Annotated in this window: 21 protein-coding genes, 3 pseudogenes and 1 other annotated feature; of the genes and pseudogenes, 11 read left to right on the forward strand and 13 right to left on the reverse strand. The window is 39.3% G+C overall.

All coding sequences use genetic code 11. The features are described from left to right. Position 1: 1 nt before the first annotated feature. Positions 2–1,222: pseudogene (locus LK453_RS00160) on the reverse strand (IS3 family transposase). Beyond that, positions 831–947, reverse strand: a sequence feature (AL1L pseudoknot). Its footprint overlaps the pseudogene before it by 117 nt. A 178-nt stretch (positions 1,223–1,400) precedes the next feature. Between LK453_RS00160 and LK453_RS00165 the strand changes: the two are divergent. The 6 genes and pseudogenes from LK453_RS00165 (at position 1,401) to LK453_RS00190 (ending at position 4,879) form a co-directional block, all read left to right on the forward strand. Further along, complete coding sequence (locus LK453_RS00165; RefSeq protein WP_227954039.1) at positions 1,401–1,724, forward strand: hypothetical protein; 324 nt, start codon at positions 1,401–1,403, stop codon at positions 1,722–1,724. Between the two features lie 18 nt (positions 1,725–1,742). Continuing rightward, positions 1,743–2,054 carry an IS630 transposase-related protein gene (locus LK453_RS00170; RefSeq protein ID WP_227954040.1) on the forward strand — a complete coding sequence of 104 codons (312 nt, stop codon included), beginning with the start codon at positions 1,743–1,745 and terminating at the stop codon, positions 2,052–2,054. Next, the gene (locus tag LK453_RS00175) at positions 2,017–2,580 is read left to right on the forward strand and encodes an IS630 family transposase (RefSeq protein ID WP_007396008.1); all 564 of its coding nucleotides are present in this window, start codon (positions 2,017–2,019) and stop codon (positions 2,578–2,580) included. The genes LK453_RS00170 and LK453_RS00175 overlap by 38 nt, the downstream gene beginning before the upstream one ends. Then, the gene (locus LK453_RS00180; RefSeq protein ID WP_227954041.1) at positions 2,567–3,376 is read left to right on the forward strand and encodes an IS4 family transposase; all 810 of its coding nucleotides are present in this window, start codon (positions 2,567–2,569) and stop codon (positions 3,374–3,376) included. Before LK453_RS00175 ends, LK453_RS00180 begins: the two co-directional genes overlap by 14 nt. Positions 3,377–3,409: 33 nt before the next feature. Next, entirely contained in the window at positions 3,410–3,997 is a 588-nt protein-coding gene (locus LK453_RS00185) for a DUF4142 domain-containing protein (protein WP_379652694.1), read from the forward strand. Positions 3,998–4,127: 130 nt separating this feature from the next. Beyond that, positions 4,128–4,879 (forward strand): annotated as a pseudogene (locus tag LK453_RS00190) (IS5 family transposase). 116 nt (positions 4,880–4,995) lie between these two features. Here the strand turns inward: LK453_RS00190 and tnpC are convergent. The 3 genes and pseudogenes from tnpC to LK453_RS00205 all read right to left on the reverse strand — a co-directional run. Beyond that, positions 4,996–6,054 (reverse strand): annotated as a pseudogene (tnpC, locus tag LK453_RS00195) (IS66 family transposase); the annotation flags it as partial. Between the two features lie 575 nt (positions 6,055–6,629). After that, positions 6,630–7,295 carry an ATP-binding protein gene (locus LK453_RS00200; protein ID WP_201542309.1) on the reverse strand — a complete coding sequence of 222 codons (666 nt, stop codon included), beginning with the start codon at positions 7,293–7,295 and terminating at the stop codon, positions 6,630–6,632. An 83-nt stretch (positions 7,296–7,378) separates the two neighbouring features. Continuing rightward, positions 7,379–8,068, reverse strand: coding sequence for a hypothetical protein (locus tag LK453_RS00205; protein WP_201536806.1), 690 nt, complete (start codon positions 8,066–8,068; stop codon positions 7,379–7,381). An 828-nt stretch (positions 8,069–8,896) separates the two neighbouring features. On the opposite strand from LK453_RS00205, the gene LK453_RS00210 reads away from it, so the two are divergent. The 4 genes from LK453_RS00210 (at position 8,897) to LK453_RS00225 (ending at position 12,969) form a co-directional block, all read left to right on the forward strand. Next, positions 8,897–9,283 (forward strand): bacteriohemerythrin, encoded by a 387-nt coding sequence (locus tag LK453_RS00210; protein WP_201536809.1) that lies wholly within the window; start codon positions 8,897–8,899, stop codon positions 9,281–9,283. Between the two features lie 353 nt (positions 9,284–9,636). Further along, a complete protein-coding gene (locus LK453_RS00215) occupies positions 9,637–10,800 on the forward strand; it encodes a zinc-dependent alcohol dehydrogenase (protein WP_201536812.1) in 1,164 nt (387 codons plus the stop codon). Between the two features lie 254 nt (positions 10,801–11,054). Next, positions 11,055–11,642 (forward strand): DUF4142 domain-containing protein, encoded by a 588-nt coding sequence (locus tag LK453_RS00220; RefSeq protein ID WP_265335043.1) that lies wholly within the window; start codon positions 11,055–11,057, stop codon positions 11,640–11,642. 331 nt (positions 11,643–11,973) lie between these two features. Next, complete coding sequence (locus LK453_RS00225; RefSeq protein WP_201536814.1) at positions 11,974–12,969, forward strand: diaminopimelate dehydrogenase; 996 nt, start codon at positions 11,974–11,976, stop codon at positions 12,967–12,969. 100 nt (positions 12,970–13,069) lie between these two features. On the opposite strand, the gene LK453_RS00230 is transcribed toward LK453_RS00225, so the two are convergent. Beyond that, complete coding sequence (locus tag LK453_RS00230; RefSeq protein WP_201536816.1) at positions 13,070–13,558, reverse strand: hypothetical protein; 489 nt, start codon at positions 13,556–13,558, stop codon at positions 13,070–13,072. A gap of 145 nt (positions 13,559–13,703) precedes the next feature. Then, positions 13,704–14,678 (reverse strand): TauD/TfdA family dioxygenase, encoded by a 975-nt coding sequence (locus LK453_RS00235; protein WP_201536818.1) that lies wholly within the window; start codon positions 14,676–14,678, stop codon positions 13,704–13,706. 455 nt (positions 14,679–15,133) lie between these two features. On the opposite strand from LK453_RS00235, the gene LK453_RS00240 reads away from it, so the two are divergent. Next, complete coding sequence (locus LK453_RS00240; RefSeq protein ID WP_201536820.1) at positions 15,134–16,018, forward strand: leucine-rich repeat domain-containing protein; 885 nt, start codon at positions 15,134–15,136, stop codon at positions 16,016–16,018. Between the two features lie 125 nt (positions 16,019–16,143). Here the strand turns inward: LK453_RS00240 and LK453_RS00245 are convergent, their stop codons facing one another. From LK453_RS00245 to LK453_RS00275, 7 genes are all read right to left on the reverse strand, one after another. After that, positions 16,144–16,788: a glutathione S-transferase gene (locus LK453_RS00245; RefSeq protein WP_201536822.1), complete on the reverse strand. Its 645-nt coding sequence runs from the start codon at positions 16,786–16,788 to the stop codon at positions 16,144–16,146. A gap of 118 nt (positions 16,789–16,906) precedes the next feature. Further along, positions 16,907–17,035 (reverse strand): FeoB-associated Cys-rich membrane protein, encoded by a 129-nt coding sequence (locus LK453_RS00250; RefSeq protein WP_201530253.1) that lies wholly within the window; start codon positions 17,033–17,035, stop codon positions 16,907–16,909. A 4-nt stretch (positions 17,036–17,039) separates the two neighbouring features. After that, the gene (feoB, locus tag LK453_RS00255) at positions 17,040–18,962 is read right to left on the reverse strand and encodes a ferrous iron transporter B (RefSeq protein ID WP_201536824.1); all 1,923 of its coding nucleotides are present in this window, start codon (positions 18,960–18,962) and stop codon (positions 17,040–17,042) included. A gap of 101 nt (positions 18,963–19,063) precedes the next feature. Then, entirely contained in the window at positions 19,064–19,375 is a 312-nt protein-coding gene (locus LK453_RS00260) for a FeoA family protein (RefSeq protein ID WP_201536827.1), read from the reverse strand. Positions 19,376–19,631: 256 nt separating this feature from the next. Next, positions 19,632–20,039, reverse strand: a complete 408-nt coding sequence (arsC, locus tag LK453_RS00265; RefSeq protein ID WP_201536829.1) for an arsenate reductase (glutaredoxin) — start codon at positions 20,037–20,039, stop codon at positions 19,632–19,634. Positions 20,040–20,195: 156 nt separating this feature from the next. Further along, on the reverse strand, positions 20,196–20,576 hold the full coding sequence (locus tag LK453_RS00270) for a DUF1971 domain-containing protein (protein WP_201536832.1): 381 nt from the start codon (positions 20,574–20,576) through the stop codon (positions 20,196–20,198). A 99-nt stretch (positions 20,577–20,675) separates the two neighbouring features. Continuing rightward, positions 20,676–21,131 (reverse strand): hemerythrin domain-containing protein, encoded by a 456-nt coding sequence (locus tag LK453_RS00275; protein WP_201536842.1) that lies wholly within the window; start codon positions 21,129–21,131, stop codon positions 20,676–20,678. Between the last annotated feature and the right edge of the window lie 67 nt (positions 21,132–21,198).

Genomic DNA, 21,198 nt, shown 5'->3' on the forward strand with positions numbered 1-21,198 from the left:
GTCAGGCAGCTTTGTCTGACTCATTAAGGCTATCATAGTATCGTCTCTCAAACTCAAAAGGCGACACATAACCAATCGTACTATGAATGCGAGTTTTGTTAAACCAATCGACCCATTCAAGGGTTGCTAATTCAACATCATACGCATCCCGCCACTGCGGTTTTAAATATTCAATCACCTCTGTTTTATAAAGCCCGTTAACCGTTTCAGCTAACGCATTATCGTATGAATCACCGGTTGTACCAACAGATGCAATAACGCCAGAATCAGCCATCTTATCCGTATAGCGAATGGATAAGTACTGAACGCCGCGATCACTATGATGAATGACATCTTTAGGATGGTTTCTGTCTGCAATGGCTTGATTTAACGCTGCCATCACCATATCCGTGTTCATTCGATCTGATACTTTCCAACCAACGATAGCGCGAGCAAACACATCAATGATAAAGGCAGTATAGACCCAACCACTCAATGTTTTAACGTAAGTAAAGTCAGCAACCCATAGCTGGTTAGGGCGATGGGCATTAAAGTTACGATTAACTAAATCATCAGCACGCTTTTGATCATCACGAGACTTAGTGGTTATCTTACCTTTACCTCGCCAAATACCCTGCATACCATGCTGACGCATTAACCGCTCTACAGTGCAACGTGCAGGATGTACACCTTTAGATTTCAACTGTTTCCAGACTTTACGAGCACCGTATCGGCATTTGCTGTCCTGCCAGATACATTTAATCTCATTAAGATAGAAGTTCGTCATGCTGGCTACGCTGTGAACGTTTTTCAGGCGTCTCTCCTAGCTCTTTAGCACGATAGTATGTGGATGGAGCAATCAGTAATACTCTACAGATTGGCTCGACTCCATATTGTTGTTTGTGATCGTCAATAAAATCAACCATTACTTGGGTTTGCGGTCGAACTCTGCCTGGGCTTCAAGACCTGCCGCTTTCTTTATAATCTCATTGGCTTGCTTTAACTCTCTGTTCTCACGTTCAAGCTCTTTGATACGCTCGGCTTGGCTTTGAGCTTGAATATTCGTAGGAATGGTTTTATCAATGTGCTTTTTATGCCATGATCGTTGGGTCTCAGGCGTGCAACCTATCTTTGGCGCTATGGCTTTGATGGCTGACCAGGTAGATGGGTAATCGTCTTTAGCTTCAATTAGCATACGGACGGCTCGCTCTTTCATTTCAGGGGCATAGTTTCGTGTTTTCATTGTCGTATTCTCTTGGAGCATTGAGTCTCCGACAATCCCGGGGCGGTTCAATATTGATAAGCACCGATAATAATGCTTTATTTTTTTTTAATTATGTTTAAAATCTCTGTACACGACAAAAAACAAAAAAGCTGACTAAGGACAAGGCATAATAGTAATTTTTCTTACGAACCACACTATGCCAAACCTTAATCAGCTCATAAATATATTATCGCAAAACCTAACCATGAACAAGACAAGATTGACGTGTTTAGCCTTAATTACTCTAGCGATAATACAAGTACAAAGTAGCAACCTCAAACAAATAGCAAGAGGATTTGTCAAAGGTAGGACAAACAGTAATTACAGACGGCTACAACGCTTCTTTGCACAAGTTGACATAGACCAGGACCAGCTAGCCAAATTCATCTATCAACTCTTTGACTTAGACGAAGTCATCATCAGCATAGACAGAACCAACTGGAAATGGGGTAAAAAGAACATTATAGTCATAGCCCCATAAATAAGATACACTGATAAGATGGCATATTCAAAAGACTACAGACAAATGATATTAGATAAGCTTGACGAAGGTTACAGTTATCGAGAGCTTGCCGAAGAATATCAAATCAGTACAACGACAATTCAGCGTTGGAAAAAGAACATTGAGCGTAAAGTTTACGTCTATACTGTTTACAAGGTGGATAGCGATAGTCTTAAAGCAGATGTTGAGCTTTATCCAGATGCTTATCAAATAGAACGAGCAAGACGTCTTAACTGTAGCCAAAGAAGCATCAGTCGTGCACTGAAGCGACTTGGTATTACTCAAAAAAAAGACACTGCATCATCCTAAATCAGATGAAGAAAAACGTCAGTTATTCGCTGAGCAGTTAGCCTGGTATGAAAAAGATAACCGTCCTGTCGTTTACTTAGATGAAAGTGGCTTCAAGGCACATGATTACAGACCTTACGGCTATGCCAAAAAAGGTGAGAAGTGCTTTGGCGAGCATAACTGGCAACTAAAAAACCAAACCAATGCTATAGGTGCTATTTACAATAATCAGTTATTCGCAGTAGGTCTTTACGACTGTAGTGTTAATAGTGATGTATTCCATAGCTGGGCTCAGCAACTGTTATTACCACAACTTCCCCTTAATAGTGTGATCGTTATGGATAATGCAACTTTCCATAAGGGCCTTGATATTCAAAAAACCATTGAAGATTCAGGACACACTATTCTATGGTTACCGCCTTATAGTCCTGACTTAAACCCTATTGAGCAAACTTGGGCTTGGGTTAAGAAAAAGCGTCAAGATTGGGGAATAGATTGTATCGATACGTTATTCTTCTATTTTCTTTGGCTGTGTGACTGTTTTTAAGGGCTATGACTATAACATCTTTTTGCTCAGCGTTGTTCATCAAGGAATTGCTACTCCCTTATACTGGACACTACTTGATAAAAAAGGTAACAGCAATAGTAATGAGAGATGTGAGCTCATACAAAAGTTCATCAACACCTTTGGCGCAGACAAAATACAGTATGTATTAGCCGATAGAGAGTTTGTTGGCAAAGAGTGGTTTCAATGGCTAAATAAAGAGCAAATAAAGTTTTGCATTCGCATCAAACACAACACCCTAGTAGCCAATCATCAGGGTAAATTGGTACAAATAAAGACATTGTTACGTCATCTATCCCCTCATGAAACGTTTATGTTAGCCAGAGCTGTTCCCGTATATGGCGTTAAAGTTCGTCTATTTGCAAAGCGTGATGCTGACAACGATTATGTCATCATAGCGACCAACAATTTAGATCATACGGATGCTATGGCTCTTTATAGCAGACGCTGGGAGATTGAAACCTTGTTTTCTTGTTTTAAAGGACGAGGGTTTAATCTTGAAGATACGCATCTTACACAGTTGGATCGGGTGAGTAAGTTAGTGCCGGTTTGTGCGCTAGCATTTTGTTGGTCATATCGCATTAGAATTAAAACTGTACAGCAGCACCCTAAAAGACGAAAGCTTAAGAAACATGGTCGACCCCAGCAAAGTTTGTTTGCTATTGGTTTGGATGTTTTGATTGATGGTTTGCGTGAGTATTTCTTTGCTGATAATCGATGTGTGTTTGAGGTTCTAATAAGTTATTTGTCTCCTAGTCCACGACCTTTGAGACTTTGAGCATTTTTGTCGTGTACAGAAGGAAACATTATAATGAAATTATTATCAAAATCTGTATTAGGCGGCGTTGTACTAAGTAGTGTAATCGGTCTGACTGCGTGTCAGAATATGTCTATGAATCCGAATCATACGGCTCATAACGGCAAGACGATGCAGGGTCAGCAAAATGTAGAGCGTTTAACCGATGGTCAGATTCTTAAAGTTTTAAGCACTGCCAATATGGGTGAGATTATGCAAGCAAATGCAGCTTTACCTAAATTGCAAAATCCACAGGTACGTAGCTTTGCTCAAGGCATGATTAAACAACATGGTGCTAATGAACAAAAAGGACAAGCATTGGGCAACCGTCTGCAATTAGTTCCTCAGGTCAGCCACACTAGCAATGCCTTACAGGCTGATAGTAACCAGATTGTGACTAAAATTAGCCAAGCTAATTCTGCAGTAGATAAAGATTATATGATGAGTCAAATCATGGTACACAGTAAAGTACTACAAACCATCGACACTCAGCTTCTACCTAATGCTAAAAATCCTGAATTACGCAACATGCTAGTAGAGACTCGCTCTGCTGTGGCAATGCACTTAAAAATGGCTGAACAAATCAAGTCATCAATGCGTTAAATTGTTCGCAATTTAAATGAATTATAAAATTTAAATAGCGTATGAGTTAGGGCGTGTCCCTAATTTGAAAAGTACAGATAAAGCCTTATTTTAATCCTATATATCAACAAAATATAGGGAAACTCACACGATGGCGAGAACAGTAATAACTGACAACATATGGGAACAACTACAAACAACAATGAAGGCTCACGGTTGCCATCAATGGAAGAATGACCGCACCGTAATGGAAGCCATACTTTGGAAACTAAGAACAGGTGCTCCATGGCGAGACATACCTACCGAACTAGGTTCATGGAAAACCGCTTATAACCGCTTTAATCGATGGTCTAAAAAAGGGCTATGGCAGAATTTTTTTTTGACCTACGAACACAAACTGATAAAGAATGGGTATTCATTGACGGAAGTTATGTACGGTGTCATCAACATGCAAGTGGAGCTCGGCGTGGTGAAGAGCGAGCAATTGGACTCAGTCGTGGCGGAAACACGACAAAAATACACTTATGTGTGGACGCGCATGGAAATCCGATCGATTTTAAAATCACTGGGGGTGAAGTGCACGACAGTCAAGTTGCAAACGACCTAATAGAAGTGATTGAATAGGCAGAATACTTTATAGCTGACAAAGGATACGATTCGCAGAAAATCAGAGATAAAGCGATAGAACATGGCATGAAAGCGGTTATTCCTAGAAGAAAAAATACCAAACAACCTAACCCAGAGTTTGACAGTTACCTTTATAAATTACGCCATCTAGTTGAAAATATGTTCGCTCGATTAAAGCATTTTCGCAGTATAGCAACACGCTATGAAAAGTTAGCATGCAATTTTAAATCTATGCTTTACCTAGCTTGTACTATTATTCACTGTAAGTTAAATTGAGGACACGCCCTAGTGTTTTTTAAAGCCATATGACTACTACCATTGGTCAGTCATATGGCTTTTTTACGTCTGTGATATCAAGTTTAAAACGTAGGTCGTAAGCATCCGACCACCCCCTATCGCGGTGGCACCCAGCGATGAGGTAACAACTCATCCAGATCCTCTTGAGTAGGCAGGCGTCTTAGCACGTCTGTCAAATAAGCAGACACATCCAAACCATTTAAGCGAGCTGATTGAATGATTGACATAATATTCGCAGCCCGCTGCCCACTTCGCAGCGAACCGGCAAACAACCAGTTTTTACGCCCAAGTGCCCATGGACGCATCTGATTCTCCGCCCAATTATTATCAATCGGCAGCCTGCCATCATCTAGATACTGAGTCAGCGCCTGCCAACGTTTCAGGCAATAATCCATCGCCTTACTAATACTGGCATTTTTAGTGGTTAACTGTCTTTTTTCTTGTAACCATTGGTGCAGCTTATCGGCAATTGGTTTGGCTTTTTCTTGCCTGATTTGCCGAACTACTTGGGGATCTCTTGGTATTGGGGGTGTATTTTTTTCAAATCGCTCATCAATCTCACGTTCAACAGCATACAACTGCCTAAATAACGTTAATGCCTCAATACTCACGATACTTTGCCCAGTGATATGCAGTTCATGAAATTTACGCCGTGCATGGGCCAGACAACCGATTTTAGTCACACCTTGATGAAATAAGAACTTATAGCCGCTGTAATCATCGCAAACCAGCTTACCGCGCCACTTATCTAAAAAGGCTTTAGGGTGCTCATTACGACGGCTTTCGGCAAAGTCATAGACCACCGCCTTTAATGAGTTGTGCTATGGCGTAAGATACGCCCAGACATAGCCTTTTTTTAATGATTTACCACCTACCTTTACATGTTTCTTCATGATAGATACCGGGGTTTCATCGGCATGTAAGATAGGCTCAGACAGTAATAGTTCATGCAAGCGACTGACTAAAGGCTCAAGGGCGACGCCGCAGCGTCCTACCCAGTCTGCCATAGTAGCATCGGGGATATTTACCCCACTTCGCTGATAGATAATATTCTGCCGATATAGCGGCTGATGGTCTGCATATTTGCTAATAAGGATGTGTGCAAGCAGCTCTGGGGTGGCGATGCTTTTGTTAATAATCTGCTTGGGGTTCTGTTTCCCGTGAATATGAGGATTAACCGCAAGGGAAGATTGTGAAAAACCTATTGATGAGCTGCCCTTGCATTATGATGAGGTGGCTTTATTGCTTAAAGATACAATAACTCTGTCGTATCCGCTCTGATGAGTTCTTTGAATAAGAATAGTTAGTTAATCATGTTATGAGGCGCGTTGTAAACTAACCAAGGCTAAATTACTTAGATGTTCTCCGAACGTCTTGAAAAAACCCTATTGTTAACTTTGTTATGACCGATGGTATTTATGCTTTACCGTGCCATCGACTTACAGAATCGAGTAAGTATATGAGGAGTAGTACTGTCAAAAATCATGCATGCCTGCGTCGTATTTTTTGCAAAAAATCTGTACTTCTAACAAGATTAGTAGCAAAACAGCACTGAAAATAGTAAATAGGACTTGTTAGGGTAGCGGTCAAAAACACTGTCATTCAGCAGTGCCCAACCAGTGCCCTAATTTTTTAATAGACGTTAATATACTTAGACTGAGTGATTTTTTCTGAGTCGCTGTATCCTTTACATATCAATGGATGTAGGTTAATATACATATCACATAATTTAATGAAAAATTCGTGGGCCTACCTTGACATGGTAGAGGTTGTTAATCATACGACGATACATACGTCCAATAATCTCTTGCGTATTGCGTAAAATAGCAGACGATGTCTTCCAATGGAGTTTATCTAGGTCTTGCCAAACTACTGCAGTACCTGACTGTGGCACATTACCTTCAAATGGCAAGGACAAAAAGTCTGGTAATTCTTGTTGCACTGGATAAACAATATGCTCTTCTTTCTCTTGCTGAATCTTATCAATATCTAAGTAAGTAGTGTACGGTGTTTGATTATCTTGCCAGCTATAAACATCTGTTCTACGACATTGCGATATACTAGAATTTGGTAATCCCATACCAAACTTACCCATACCTTTTAGATTTTTTCTGTTTTCAGATGCTCCAAATTCTAAAGCTGCATGAAGAATTTCTGGAGGCATACCCATACCGTTGTCAATAATAGCAATCTTGTCAATTTGCTTGCCTCCTTTATATCCATCAGAATTTTGTATTTTCTTTTCATAAACAACGAAATACACTTCCGTTGCGTTCGCTTGGATACTATTATCAATAAGCTCCGCAACTGCATACGCGGTATTTTTGTATCCATTATCACGCATGGACTCTATTACTACTGATGGGCTAATAAACAGTTTATTGCTTGACGACATAATTTTTCCTTATTAAGAAGTTTAAGACAGTTGAGTTTATAAAGTTAAAAATAATTGAATCAATTTTAGATCGTTTCTACTAACTAGCTGACACTACATTTAACTTTCTTACCCTTATTATTAACTTCCCAGCCATACTGGTTTATTAACTGACCTAACTTGGATTTCTGTGGAGTAATAATAGATAAAGTATAAGCCTGAGTTTGATATACGCTTGTAATCACATAAGTTTCAACTTGTGAACTCGCCACATATAAATCGTTTTTAGCAGCAGCTAAAGAACTAATATTTTTCGGTAAGACATAAGCCTTCTGAAAGTCTAGGGTCGCTCCAGATTCATAACTATAACCACCACTATTTTTATCAGTTTCGCTAACTGAAACCTCTTTGAAATTACAATTACTCTTTAAGGGAACATTTCCTTTCAGTTTATCTAGTCTGACAAAAAGTGAATCCTCCGTATTGGCTGCGCCCCAAGTACGTGATTCTATTAAAGCGACTTCAGGACTCTGCTTAGAGCCATAAAACGCGATGGTAGTATTTGGGTTTTCCTCACTTATAGTTTGAACCATTTTATAACGACCCTTATTTTGATCATCACGTTCTAGCTTAGTAATATTTGGTAACTTAGCCAGATTACTCCAGGTCCAGTTAATATTGCGCAATTGATTAACTGTGGGTATAACTGGACGAGTATCAAACTCAGCAGGAATATTGGCTGCTAAACTTAAAGCTGGTAATAAAAACAGCGCTGATAATAGGTATTTTTTCATAACATCCCTTTATTAGAAATTTAATTAGAAACTTAGATTATCGCTAGACCTAATCAGTAATATTTAAATTAGTAAAACAAAGATTTGAAATAAAAGCAGATCTCATAATTAGTAAATATAATCCATCTTATACATCTGTGTATCAAATCTAAATAACAATATATCCTAAATCAACTTTTAAAAAAACCATCTTTTAACTTTATGCGACAGTAACTGTCGCTGATTTTACCATTTGAATTTAAGTGATTACTCTATTTATTGCTTATTAATCCTTAACTGTATCTTTTTATACTTATACTCTCAATATCCCTATATCATCATTAATATCTGGTTTATACATACCTGCAGATGTCATGTTTATTACTATGGGGACTGGAAAATCTACTAGTTTAGTCTTAGGTGGCTCTAATATTTAACTGTCATTTCCTAACATTTGCATTTTCTCTGTTCTAATTTCGATAATGTACCGATTTTGACCAATTTGATCCTGCCACTTGAATTAGTTTCCAAATATAGTATTAGAAAGAAAGCATTCAGAAAATAAATTTAAATTACATTTTATATTTAAAAATACTTAAACAGTACTCCTTAACTTAATAAAAATATACCAATAAAGAATACTGAGACAGTCATAGAATCAAAAAGAATCATTAAAAATATATGTTATATTTTTAAAACCATATTGTGATTGTGGTATTGCAGATCCATTGCAGAAAAAGAGTTTTGACTCTAATTTTGTGTCCTTTTAACTCAGAGATTTCTCAACTAAATGACGTACAGATTATCGTACCGTTATTTGGAAACTCAAATTAAATTAAGGTGTACAGAATGTCGTTATTAACATGGACTAAAGAAGATTTTGGAACTGGTGTTTTATTCGCAGATAATGAGCATAAAACAATTTTTGATTTAGTGAATAGAACAAATGATGCTGTTGGCAAAAGCGATCAAAACAAAGCAAAATCGCTTTTAGCGGATTTGATTGATTATGTAACCATACATTTTCAATCTGAAGAACATCAAATGTTAAGAAAAGGCTTTAATGGATTAGAGAAGCATAAAGCATCTCATGCGAAATTTGTTGCAGATTGTCGTGAGCTTCAAGCAGAAGGAAAAACAGTTACTGAAAAAGAACTCAAAGATGCTGCCGACTGGTTTACTAAGCACATTGTTAATGAAGACAGATTATACGAATCTACTTTATCAATGGATTAAAACTGTAATATCTTCTAGTTATTAGAAATTGAATCACAAATTAAACCTCATAAGTTGGACACGACTTATGGGGTATTTTTTATGTATTACTCACTCTAGTTAACTCACTTTCTATAACTACAATTTCAAAAGTATTATCCCTTCATCTGTATTTACACGATTACATTTTTTACTTACAACACGCAACCTTTTTAACACACGTTAATTATAAATCTCGATTTTCAAGGTGCTAATATAATTGAGTAATACTTAACTTAGATAACATAAACCACTGATTCTAATAATTTTCATCTTGTATTATCACAGCTTATTGTTTATCTAGATTTTGCAATCTTTACTTAATTGGAGAAATTATGCGTGCTTTAACCTACCACGGTGCTAAAGATGTGCGAGTGGACAATGTTCCAGAGCCTAAACTGCAAGAAAAAGATGATGTTATTTTACGTGTGACTGCGACTGCAATTTGTGGCTCAGATTTACACTTGTATCGTGGAAAAATGCCAGCAACCGAGGAAGGCGATATTTTCGGTCATGAGTTTATGGGTGTGGTAGAAGAAGTAGGCCCTGAAGTCACTGCTGTTAAGAAAGGCGACAGAGTCGTTATTCCTTTTGTTATCGCATGCGGTAACTGCTTTTTCTGTCAGCATGACCTAATGTCTGCTTGTGAGACAACAAATACAGGCCCAGGCGCTGCTATTAATAAAAAAATAATTCCGCCACCGGCTGCTTTATTTGGTTTTAGCCACTTGTATGGTGGTATTCCTGGTGGGCAAGCAGAATTTGTACGAGTTCCTAAAGGCAATTTTAATCCGTTCAAAGTACCTGGCTCACTGTCAGATGAGAAGGTTTTATTTTTATCAGATATTTTACCGACTGCTTGGCAGGCCGTGACTAATGCCAATATTACTAAAGGTTCAACCGTAGCTATTTATGGTGCGGGTCCTGTGGGGTTATTATCAGCAGCTTGTGCCAAAATGTTGGGCGCTGAGCAGATTTTCGTGGTAGATCATAATGACTACCGTTTGCAATATGCCAAAGATACCTATGGTGCTATTCCGGTTAATTTCGATAAGGTAGATGCTGCTGAATTTATTATTGAACAGACCAAAGGACATCGCGGCGTTGACGGCGTTATTGATGCGATTGGCTTTGAAGCCAAAGGCAGTATGCTAGAAACAATAATGACCAATTTAAAAATTGAAGGGTCAAGTGGTGCAGCTTTACGTCAATGTATTGCAGCTGTACGTCGTGGCGGGGTCGTTAGTGTTCCGGGTGTATATGCAGGACCCATTCATGGTTTCTTATTTGGTGATGCTTTTGATAAAGGACTTACTTTCAAAATGGGTCAAACCCATGTACACAAGTATTTACCACAATTATTAGAATATATTGAAAATGGTGATTTATCACCTGAAGCTATTATTACTCACCGTATGAATCTGTCTGACGCTGCCAAAGGTTATGAAATTTTCGAAAAGCATGAAGAAGAATGTCGTAAAGTCATTTTAACCCCTTAATTTTTCAAATTTACCCTTAACTTTTAATATTTAAGAGTTAAGTCATAGCTGCTTTAACGAGATTATCTTAAATAATGATTATCGCTAAACGCTAAAGTAGCTAGCAAAAAAATCTTTAATTTATTTTTATTTAAGCAATTTAGATAAGTAAGCTCTAGATTAATAAGCGATAAATAAAAAATCATCGCAACAAGGTAATTTATTTATTCTTCAAACCTTTTTTACTTTTAAATTTTAACTATGGAAACATTATAATGAAATTATTATCAAAATCTGTATTAGGCGGCGTTGTACTAAGTAGTGTAATCGGTCTGACTGCGTGTCAGAATATGTCTATGAATCCAAATCATACGGCTCATAATGGCAAAACGATGCCGGGGCAGCAAAATGTAGAGCGTTTAACCGATGGTCAGATCCTTAAAGTTTTAAGCACCGCCAATATGGGTGAGATTATGCAAGCAAATGCAGCTTTGCCTAAATTGCAAAATCCACAGGTACGTAGCTTTGCTCAAGGCATGATTAAACAACATGGTGCTAATGAACAAAAAGGACAAGCATTGGGCAACCGTCTGCAATTGGTTCCTCAGGTAAGCCACACTAGCAATGCCTTACAAGCTGATAGTAACCAGATTGTGACTAAAATTAGCCAAGCCAATTCTGCATTAGATAAAGATTATATGATGAGTCAAATCATGGTACACAGTAAAGTACTACAAACCATCGATACTCAGCTTCTACCTAATGCTAAAAATCCTGAATTACGCAACATGCTAGTAGAGACTCGTTCTGCAGTGGCCATGCACTTGAAAATGGCTGAACAAATCAAGTCGTCAATGCCTTAAATTGCTCGCAATTTAAATGAATTATAAAATTTAGATAGCGTATAAGTTAGTGTTTTTTAAAGCCATATGACTACTATTATTAGTTAGTCATATGGTTTTTTTGCGTCTGTAATATCAAGTTTAAAACGTAAGGCTATTTTAGGCAGCTGTTTAATATCGAAATACCCCCTCCTGGCTCTATCACAATGACCTCTGCTATAATCAAGAATGCTTAAATAATAAACTTATCGCCGTGCATAATGCACATCCTTATTACACCCTATGTATTACTTAATACATATCAGACCAGCAGTCATTGCCAGTCTATTATAACAACGTAAGGCTAATCATAATGACATCAGTAATTAGAGTCGCCATTGCCGGTTATGGCAATCTTGGTCGCGGAGCCCAAGCCGCCATCAAACAAAGTCCAGACATGCATTTAGTCGGTGTGTTTAGTCGCCGAGATCCTGCTTCTGTCACCTTGATTGACGATAGTGTCCCCGTTTATAGCATGGACGATATCGAAAAATACAAAGATGACGTAGATGTTTTGATCTTGTGTGGTGGCTCTAAGTCTGATTTACCGGAGCAAGGTCCTGTATTGGCGGGGCTATTTAATATCGTAGATAGCTTCGATACTCATGCCAAAATTCCTGAGTACTTTGCAGCTCTTGATGCCCCTGCAAAGAAAGCAGGCAAAATAGCCATGCTATCTGTGGGCTGGGACCCAGGCTTATTTTCTATCAACCGTTTATACGGTGAAGCCATTCTGCCGGTTGGCGAGACCTATACTTTCTGGGGTAAAGGCTTAAGTCAGGGGCATTCAGATGCGGTACGCCGCGTGGCGGGCGTTAAATCGGGTGTGCAATATACTCTTCCTTCAGAAACGGCGATGGCACGGGTACGTAGTGGTGAACAGCCTGCACTCAGCACACGTGAGAAACACACGCGTGAATGCTACGTGGTATTAGAAGAAGGAGCGGATGCGCACACAGTACGCGAGGCTATCGTAACTATGCCAGATTACTTTGCGGACTATGACACCACGGTACATTTTATTGACCAACAAACCTTTGAGCGTGAGCACCGTAAAATGCCGCATGGTGGTTTCGTCATTCGCAGTGGTGTAAGTGGTATCGATAATGAGCAACACAACCAAGTATTGGAGTTCTCATTAAATTTAGGCAGTAATCCTGAGTTTACCTCTAGTGTACTAGTGGCTTATGCTCGTGCCGCCTATAAGATGAATGTAGCGGGTGAAACAGGTGCGAAAACTGTACTTGATGTCGCCCCAAGTTTATTGTCGCCTAAGTCCCCTGCTCAGCTGCGTAAAGAACTGCTCTAAAACATCGGCTTAAATTAGCAAGATGCTAAAATAAGAAACGCACGGGGTCATTAATCGTCCCGTGCGCTTCTTATTTTTTAATACTACGCTGGAATACTAACTACTTACCAAAAGTACAGACCACATCATTATTATCCTGATCAATACTTTGAAGTTGTAAGTCAGCATATTGATACTGAGGTTTAAAAAACTCATCTAAACTTTCTGCAATACCATATTCTGCAGTAGTGCCGGCATTGCCTGACATAATAGCTTGATATATATAAAGTGGCTTAGCACACTTTTTCTGCCATTTATAGAATTTCTGATCAAACATCCCCTCTACATCACAGTTAGAATGGATATTTGTTAAATCTTTTTGATCAAAATAGTCATTAAGCTTATAGACACCGTTAAGCCCTTCGTCTTCCATAACTCCTTGACCTGAACTGAGAACAACAAGCTTTGGTTGCTGCTTGTTCCCATAAGCCATCATAGAGCCAGTTTCAGTTAAACCTGCATTAATTGAATAATTAGCATCACTAGGCATATATCCATTTTTTTGAGGAGTTTTGTTTCGCCATTCCTGTACATTTGGCAGAGCAGCCAATTGCTCCCAAGTCCACTTTTGACCCGGCTTTAAAGCTAAATAATTTGTAATCTCGGCAAACTTAGCGCTGCCTGCCGAGCTGCTATGGCGTTGATCCTGTAATTGTTGGTTGATCGCTTCTTCATCATACTCATTCTATAAATGACTATAAGAGGTATCCATTCTTACCAGGAAAATCAGGAGCAAGCGTTCTAGCATTTGCCATTTTAAGCCATAATCTTACTAGCTTCCGGCGTTTATCGGCTTCAGGATAGTCCTCAAAAGATTGTCTTGAATGCATAACCACATAGTTATTACATAGCTGGATATCCCCAGGCTCAAGCATCATATCGAGTCTATACTCCGGACGATGGCTTATTTCATCAAATACATCTAAAGCCTCTATCTGAACACGAGACAGGGGAACATTCATCAACTCATGACCCGTTTCAATGTACTTTCTTAGATAGCGACAAGCCAGCTTTCCTTCCCAATAACTAAACATTGGCGTTAGTCCAGGCCCCTCTTTGCCTAAATGATTTAAATAAGCGGGATGATAGTAGTAGCCTAGGTATTGAGGATATTCTTCCAAAATAGTGTTATAAACAGCAGAAAAACTAACCAAACTACTCTCACCACCTATCATTGCTTTGCGTATACAAAGCAGTCCCACAACATCTGATAAGTCGGCATGAAAAGGTAGGTTTTCATTGGTTTGATAAACTCGAGTCTGTTTATCATTGACATCACCAACATTCTCTACCAAGCCTAACAGCTGACCTCCTTTGTCTTGAACAACAGGGACACCTAAATACAGACCTAAAATATAAAAAATATCAATTAAATCTTGTTCGCTGTAAACAGAAGCATCAAGGCCTCTAATCACAATAAAGCCATAGCCATTTTCTAATTCCTCAGACACCTCATTTACCAGTGTCAAAAAGGCAGCATCATCAATAGGTATATCACTTTTTTCAAAATTGGGGGCTTGTAGATTTTTAGCTTGAATGGTTTTAAGTGCGTTATCTAAAACGGATATTAAATGCTGGTCTAACCTTATAATCCAATCATCTTTATCGGCGATATCTTCACCTTTCCACGCGCATTTATCAGTGATTGGGCTTGTTAAGATAGTTTCCATATATCATCTCCCTTGCAAAAGAACCAGTGTTTTCATCGTGTTGAGGCTTATAACCAAATTGAGTTTATTTATATAATATTCTACAAATACGCCTGTCCTGTCATATGCAGATTTAAGAGTATTTGAAAACTATTTTTTTATCATACCCGATTGAAGATATAAGTCTAACTTAAAATTTAATTAACTCAGCAAACTATTTTTTATAGTTTTTAAAATTAGCGCCATAAATAACTAAAAGCTGTTGCATATATTACTTAATAAAACCTGAATATAATTCATGATAATCAAAATTTGACAAATTTTATATGAGTTGCTACTATAAAAAAACATCGTGGGTTTATGGCTACTTCCAGCGCGATGAAAAACAAAGACTGGTAAAACGCACAACTCCTTTTGCTCTGTAAGGTGACTGTGTCGTTTCTTTTTGGCACAGACAGAGCAATAGGAGATTTTTTATGTCTATAAATACTAAGTACGCTGAATATTGCAACCATCCTTTGTTTGAAGAGTGGATGCTAGAGATTTGGGATTGGGTGGATAACCATGATATTTCCAATAACTCTATTCCCTATGATCCGAAACAACTACTTGAACTTGAAAGCCTTGACTTGTCCTATGGTAAATCAATTAAAGGCATCATGGAGAATAATGAAGTAGTCGGTGAAATCATACGAGAGTCTACTAAACCCTTACCAGCCGCTATCGGTAATTTAAAAAAGTTAAAATATTTAAGAATTATTGGCTTTGATGAATTACCAAAAGAGATAGCTGAATTAGATAATTTAGAAACCTTAGTTTGCTTAAGATGCTCTTTTAAACAGTTCCCAAAAGCACTATGTGGACTGAAAAACCTTAAATCATTGAATATTTTATGCAAAAGCTTAGAGACGCTTCCTGATGAATTCGGGAATTTATCTTCACTAACTACTTTTGATATGAGAGGCTCCCAAATTGAGTATTTGCCACAATCTATTGGCAATCTAACGAATTTAGAAGTTTTTCAGCTTGCTGCTAATAAGAAATTAAAAGCCTTGCCTGATAGCATCGGAAAGCTAACCACTCTTAAGGTTTTAGAAATTCGAGCTTCTAATCTCACAACTTTACCCGAAAGTATTGGTAACTTAACTCAATTAAAACTTCTTGGTCTCTATGCAAATAATCTAAATGATCTGCCTAACAGTATTACTAACTTAAAAGCGTTAAAGCTTCTCGATGTTAGAGAAAATCCTTTATCAAACTTATCAGAGGCTTCGAAACAATTTTTGGCTGATCTTGGCGATAAGCTCTATACGCAGCCAGCTGAAACAACGACTCGTTTCCCAGCTCACTTTATTATGTAGCAGATTTACTAGATACAGGTCTACTAGATAGAAAGTTAGACAACCCACTTTATTAAAAAAAGGCCGCAATAAAAATATTGCGGCCTTTAATATCAAATTATATAAAAGAAAGAAACTTCTTTTTTTTAATCCCCAAAAACCACCAACTCATCACCCTCTTCCCAAGGCTTAAATTTAGTCATTGCTTGCAAAAACAGTGGATGCTGAAGCCAATCTTGGTGCCAACGCTGTAAATTAGGGTAAGGCAAACCGTAGAAAGCCTCACGATCGACATGTGCAAACTGCCGCACAAAAGGCATAATACCAATATCAGTGACAGTCACCTTATCACCCAATAAATAAGCATGCTTTTCAAGTTGCTTTTCTAACCGTTGTAAAAATACCTCTCCCTGCTGACGATACTCTTCTGGGGTCATCTCTAAATGACGATCCGCGTATTTGTAACGATCGAGCCAGTATTTAAACTCATTATCATTTTGATCAATAAGCGCATTGGCTTCATTAATGACTGTCTTATCTAACAGGTTTTCAGGGTCATTTTGCTCAAGTGCCCAAAGCATAATCTCCCGACTTTGCTCAATCACAGTACCATCGATTAATTGCAATACTGGGACTGTACCTTTAGGGCTAATGTCCAACATTTGTGGAGGTTTGTTTTTCAGGACGACCTCACGCAGCTCGACCTGTTGTTCAGCAAACAACAGACCTAAACGAGCACGCATGGCATAAGGACAGCGGCGAAAAGAGTAAAGACACGGCAAGGTGGACATAAGTATTCAAAGTTCAATCAAAGACAATGGGTTTAGGTTGACGTTTTAAAGCCTAATGCCTGCAATGATACGTGAATAGCGAAATAAGGCAATTTTAATTGGGCTAACATTGGGCTAACTATGAGCCACACTTACCACAGCCGGTAGAACACTTAGATGACTTCTTGAACAACACTCGCGTCCACACATAGTAAACCGATACCGCAATGATAAGAAATACAATGGCGTACTCTAAAAATGAATTCATAACCCTATGCTCCAAAACCAAAAATTGAACCTGCAATACGATAGGTAATCCAAGCCATGACATACGCCAAGACGAACAAATAAGCGGTAATAGCCACTGTCTGTTTCATTGATTTGGTCTCACGGCGGATAACTGCCAAAGTCGCCAAACACATAGGCGCATAAATATAGAATACCAAAAAGGCAAAAGCAGTCGCCAAGCCCCATTCAGTATGAATAATAGGTATCAAGGTTTGGCTAGCCGTGTCATCGCCAGCCCCGCCCACAGCATATACTGTGCCTAATGCGGCTACCACTACCTCTCTTGCTGCTAAGCCTGGAATTAAAGCGATACACATCTGCCAAGTAAAGCCAATGGGATGGAAGATTGGCTCGATAATAGCGCCCAACCTGCCAGCAAAACTGTATTCAATTGCTGGGCCTGTAGCGCCCATGGGCGGTGCTGGGAAACTGACTAGAAACCATAACAACACGCTCAGTGCAAAAATCACGGTCCCTGCTTGTACCAAGAATGCCCGTACTTTACTCCAAAGCTCGGTGACAATGTGTTTGATGTTGGGCATACGATAGGTCGGAAGTTCCATCAGTAATGGAAAGCTGACCTGCTCGATTTTGCCACGGCGAAAGCGAGTAAGGAGCCAAGAGATAAAGGCTGCTGAGGCGATGCCGGCGGTATATAAGATAAATAAGGTCATCCCTTGCAAATTAAAAATACCCATTACTGATCTATTGGGCACCACCGCTGCAATGATTAACGCATAAATCGGCAATCTTGCCGAACAGGTCAGCATGGGTAAGACCGATATCGCCACCATCCGTTCTCTAGGATTGGGAATAGTTCGGGTCGACATAATCGCTGGAACAGCGCAAGCAAAGCCTGATAATAATGGGATAAAAGAGCGGCCTGATAGCCCTACCTTTGAGAGCAAATTATCTAACAAGAAAGCAGCCCGAGGCAGATAGCCTGAGTCCTCAAGTATCAATAAGAACAAAAATAGCAGCGCAATCTGCGGCACAAACACGATCACGCTACCGACACCAGCGATGATGCCATCCACGATTAAGCTCTTTAAGACACCTTCAGGCAACCAATTTGCTATTACGCTGCCAATTGTAGTCACTAATGCTTCTAAGCCATCCATCATCGGAGTCGCCCAGGCGTATACCGCTTGAAATATCACAAACAAGATTAGAAACAATAAAATCACGCCCACTACAGGATGCAGAGCCCAGTAATCAAGGCGTTCATGCCATTTAGGCAAACTATGTGGAATAGAGACCGTACGACTGATAATATCATCGGCCTGTTGATAGAGCTGCTGCGAATCGGGCGCCGTTTGCGAAAAGCGCACTGGACGTGTCTGCCCTTTATGGGTTGCTGAAAATTCAGTAATTAACGACAGTAGCTGTTTATTGCCATTACGTTTAATGGCGACCGTTTTTACCACTGGCAAGCCTATCTCTTTGGATAGAGCCACTTCATCAACATCCATACCACGACTGACTGCCACATCATTTAGATTCAAAGCGACCATCATTGGCAGCCCTAAGCTTTTTAACTCAAGAATCATCCTCAATGACATACGTAAATTGGTGGCATCAGCAACAACGATAATACCGTCAGGCACCGGTTCATTGGGCATCTCTCCCATCAATACTTTGCGGGTTACCTCCTCGTCAGGACTGGTAGTCGCCAAGCCATAAGTACCTGGTAAGTCCAGTATCTTAACTGTGTCATCATGAATGAAAGGTGCTGACCGCTTATCAACTGTCACCCCTGAGTAGTTGGCCACTTTGGCTTTTGAGCCAGTTAATACATTAAACAAGGCGGTCTTACCACAATTGGGAGCGCCTACTAAGGCAAGGGTAATATGATTTTTAGAGGAGGTAGCAGTATCCGCTGGAGCAGCAATAACAGGATTGGGCATATACGGTAATCACTTAATAAGAAGCCAAATCAAAGAAGGGCCAAGTAGGAACAGATAGGCACAGGTAAGAGCAGCAAGCACTAAACACGATTAGAGATAAATTAAAGCGCCCGACAGCGAATTTTCTTCAGTTCATCCATCCGCAGACTAAACTGTACCCCAGATGCCAATTGCACCGCATAAGGAGGTTTTCCAAACAGCCCTTTGGCTACGATACGTAGGGCTGTATTTGGCAGAAACCCTAAGTCTTTTAAACGTTGTTCTACTACCTTATCGATGTCGCCAAAACGCGGATTTTCTATGATTTCTTCAATAACCACCGGCTGGTTCTTATCAAACTCAAGCAAAGCATATGCTTGGCAATTCGCCATAGTTTTAGACGCTTCAGAAACTGCTGTGTTAGAAACGAACATTGCTTGTTCCATACATTTGCCTGTCGGTTAAAGTGCATTTAAGTTAAAAGTGAATGTAAATAAGAATACTTAGCATTTACAGCTATTATATGCCTAGTTTTTTTGGCTAACAAGCTAATTCTTTTAGCTATTTTAAAAAAAACAGAATAAAAAAGCCTTCAGTAAATAGCTGAAGGCTTTGAACCTTAATATTAGCTTATAAGGACTAAGCCTTCCATATTATTCAGACTAATATCGTGAACTCACTATGGCTTAGTTAAGCATTGGGATTCACAATGACGTCGCCATTTTCTTTGGTGAATACTTTAACCGGCGCGGCCAATACGTCAAAGATATTTTCTAAAGGTCGGCACAATACCGCCCCCTTGTCAGTAATCACAATAGGACGATTAATTAAAATAGGATGCTCTACCATCGCATCAATAAGTTGATCGTCTGTTACGTTAGGATTGTCTAATCCCAGCTCAGTAAATACCGCTTCCTTACTACGCATAAGCTCACGCGGAGACATTTGCATCTTAGCTAACAGCTCAACCAAATACTCACGGCTAGGCGGGGTTTTTAAATATTCAACTACCTCAAAAGTTTCATCTGAAGCCTGCATAAGGGCCAAAGCGTTGCGCGACGTGCTGCATTTTGGGTTATGAAAGATAGTAGAGGTCATCGTTAAGTCCTATTGATTCATCTAAAAGTAAGGGCTACAGAAAAGAGCGTGAAACAAAGCAAATTAGTGAGCCAAGCATATAAAATGTGACTCACTTAAGCAAATGCTATCCTGAGCATTTTCGCTTTATTGATACGCCTTTTTCTTATCACCTGCTTATTGACCAGACTCATCTAGCAAATCAATCGGTTGATTATGAACTTTGGACTGTTGCATAAGCTTGCTGCCTTCGTGCTCTTTTTCAGACCAAAAGTTAATATTAAATTGAGCATCATCACTTAACTCGACACGATGCCAGTATTGCGGTGGACTTACCGCGAACTGCCCTGCTTCTATGACTATTTTTTGCTCAGCTTCAGTGGCTTGTTCATCCGCAAAGCCATAGAAGGTTACCGTACCTTGCATTACGCAAATCTGTCCATAAATACCTGCGGCGGTATTGTGATGGGTCAATAAAGCAGGCGGTACATTGTCTTTGGTAAAGAATGGTGTGGAGCGCTTCACTCTCCAATGACTTGGAATCACTATAGGGCTCATAACTCTCTCCTTGTTTTCGTCTCTATTGTTGTTGCTTTTATTGTCAATAGCTATTGTCACCACTACTGCCATAACGGGGTCTAAAGACTTACTACTAAATTATCGATTTTCATCTTCGCGTTTAACATTTTTGGCACTGGCTTTATAAATAGCATCCAATTCTTGTTCAGACAATATTCGCTGTGCCAGTGGGAACAGTTCACGCTCTTCAAATCTAATATGATCGTATAAGGTAGTAGCAAGCTCTTGCACTTTAGCCGCACTAAGACTTGGCAAATCAACCAGTTGATACAGCTTATGATGCTGTTCAGTTATTTGCTCAATGACTTCCGCCACTTTCGGATGGCTGTGCTGATACGGCTCTAACTTTGCCAATAACAAATCATCTTCCACCTTAAAATGATGAGTCATGTTTTGATTAATATAGTCTGTCAAAGCAGTCCAATGTTTGGCAATTTCTTCAACATCGTTGGCACACTCTTTGGCATGCCTAGAGATTACCAAGCCTAAGTGATGCTCTCGTGATAAGGGCTGAAGTTGATCGGCACGTTTCATAGTACATCCTTATTAAGCAGGTAAAAAACATTAAGTAAGTAAAATACCAAGTGTCTTTATCAAGTTG

The organism is Psychrobacter sanguinis, assembly GCF_020736705.1.
Lineage (GTDB): Bacteria > Pseudomonadota > Gammaproteobacteria > Pseudomonadales > Moraxellaceae > Psychrobacter > Psychrobacter sanguinis.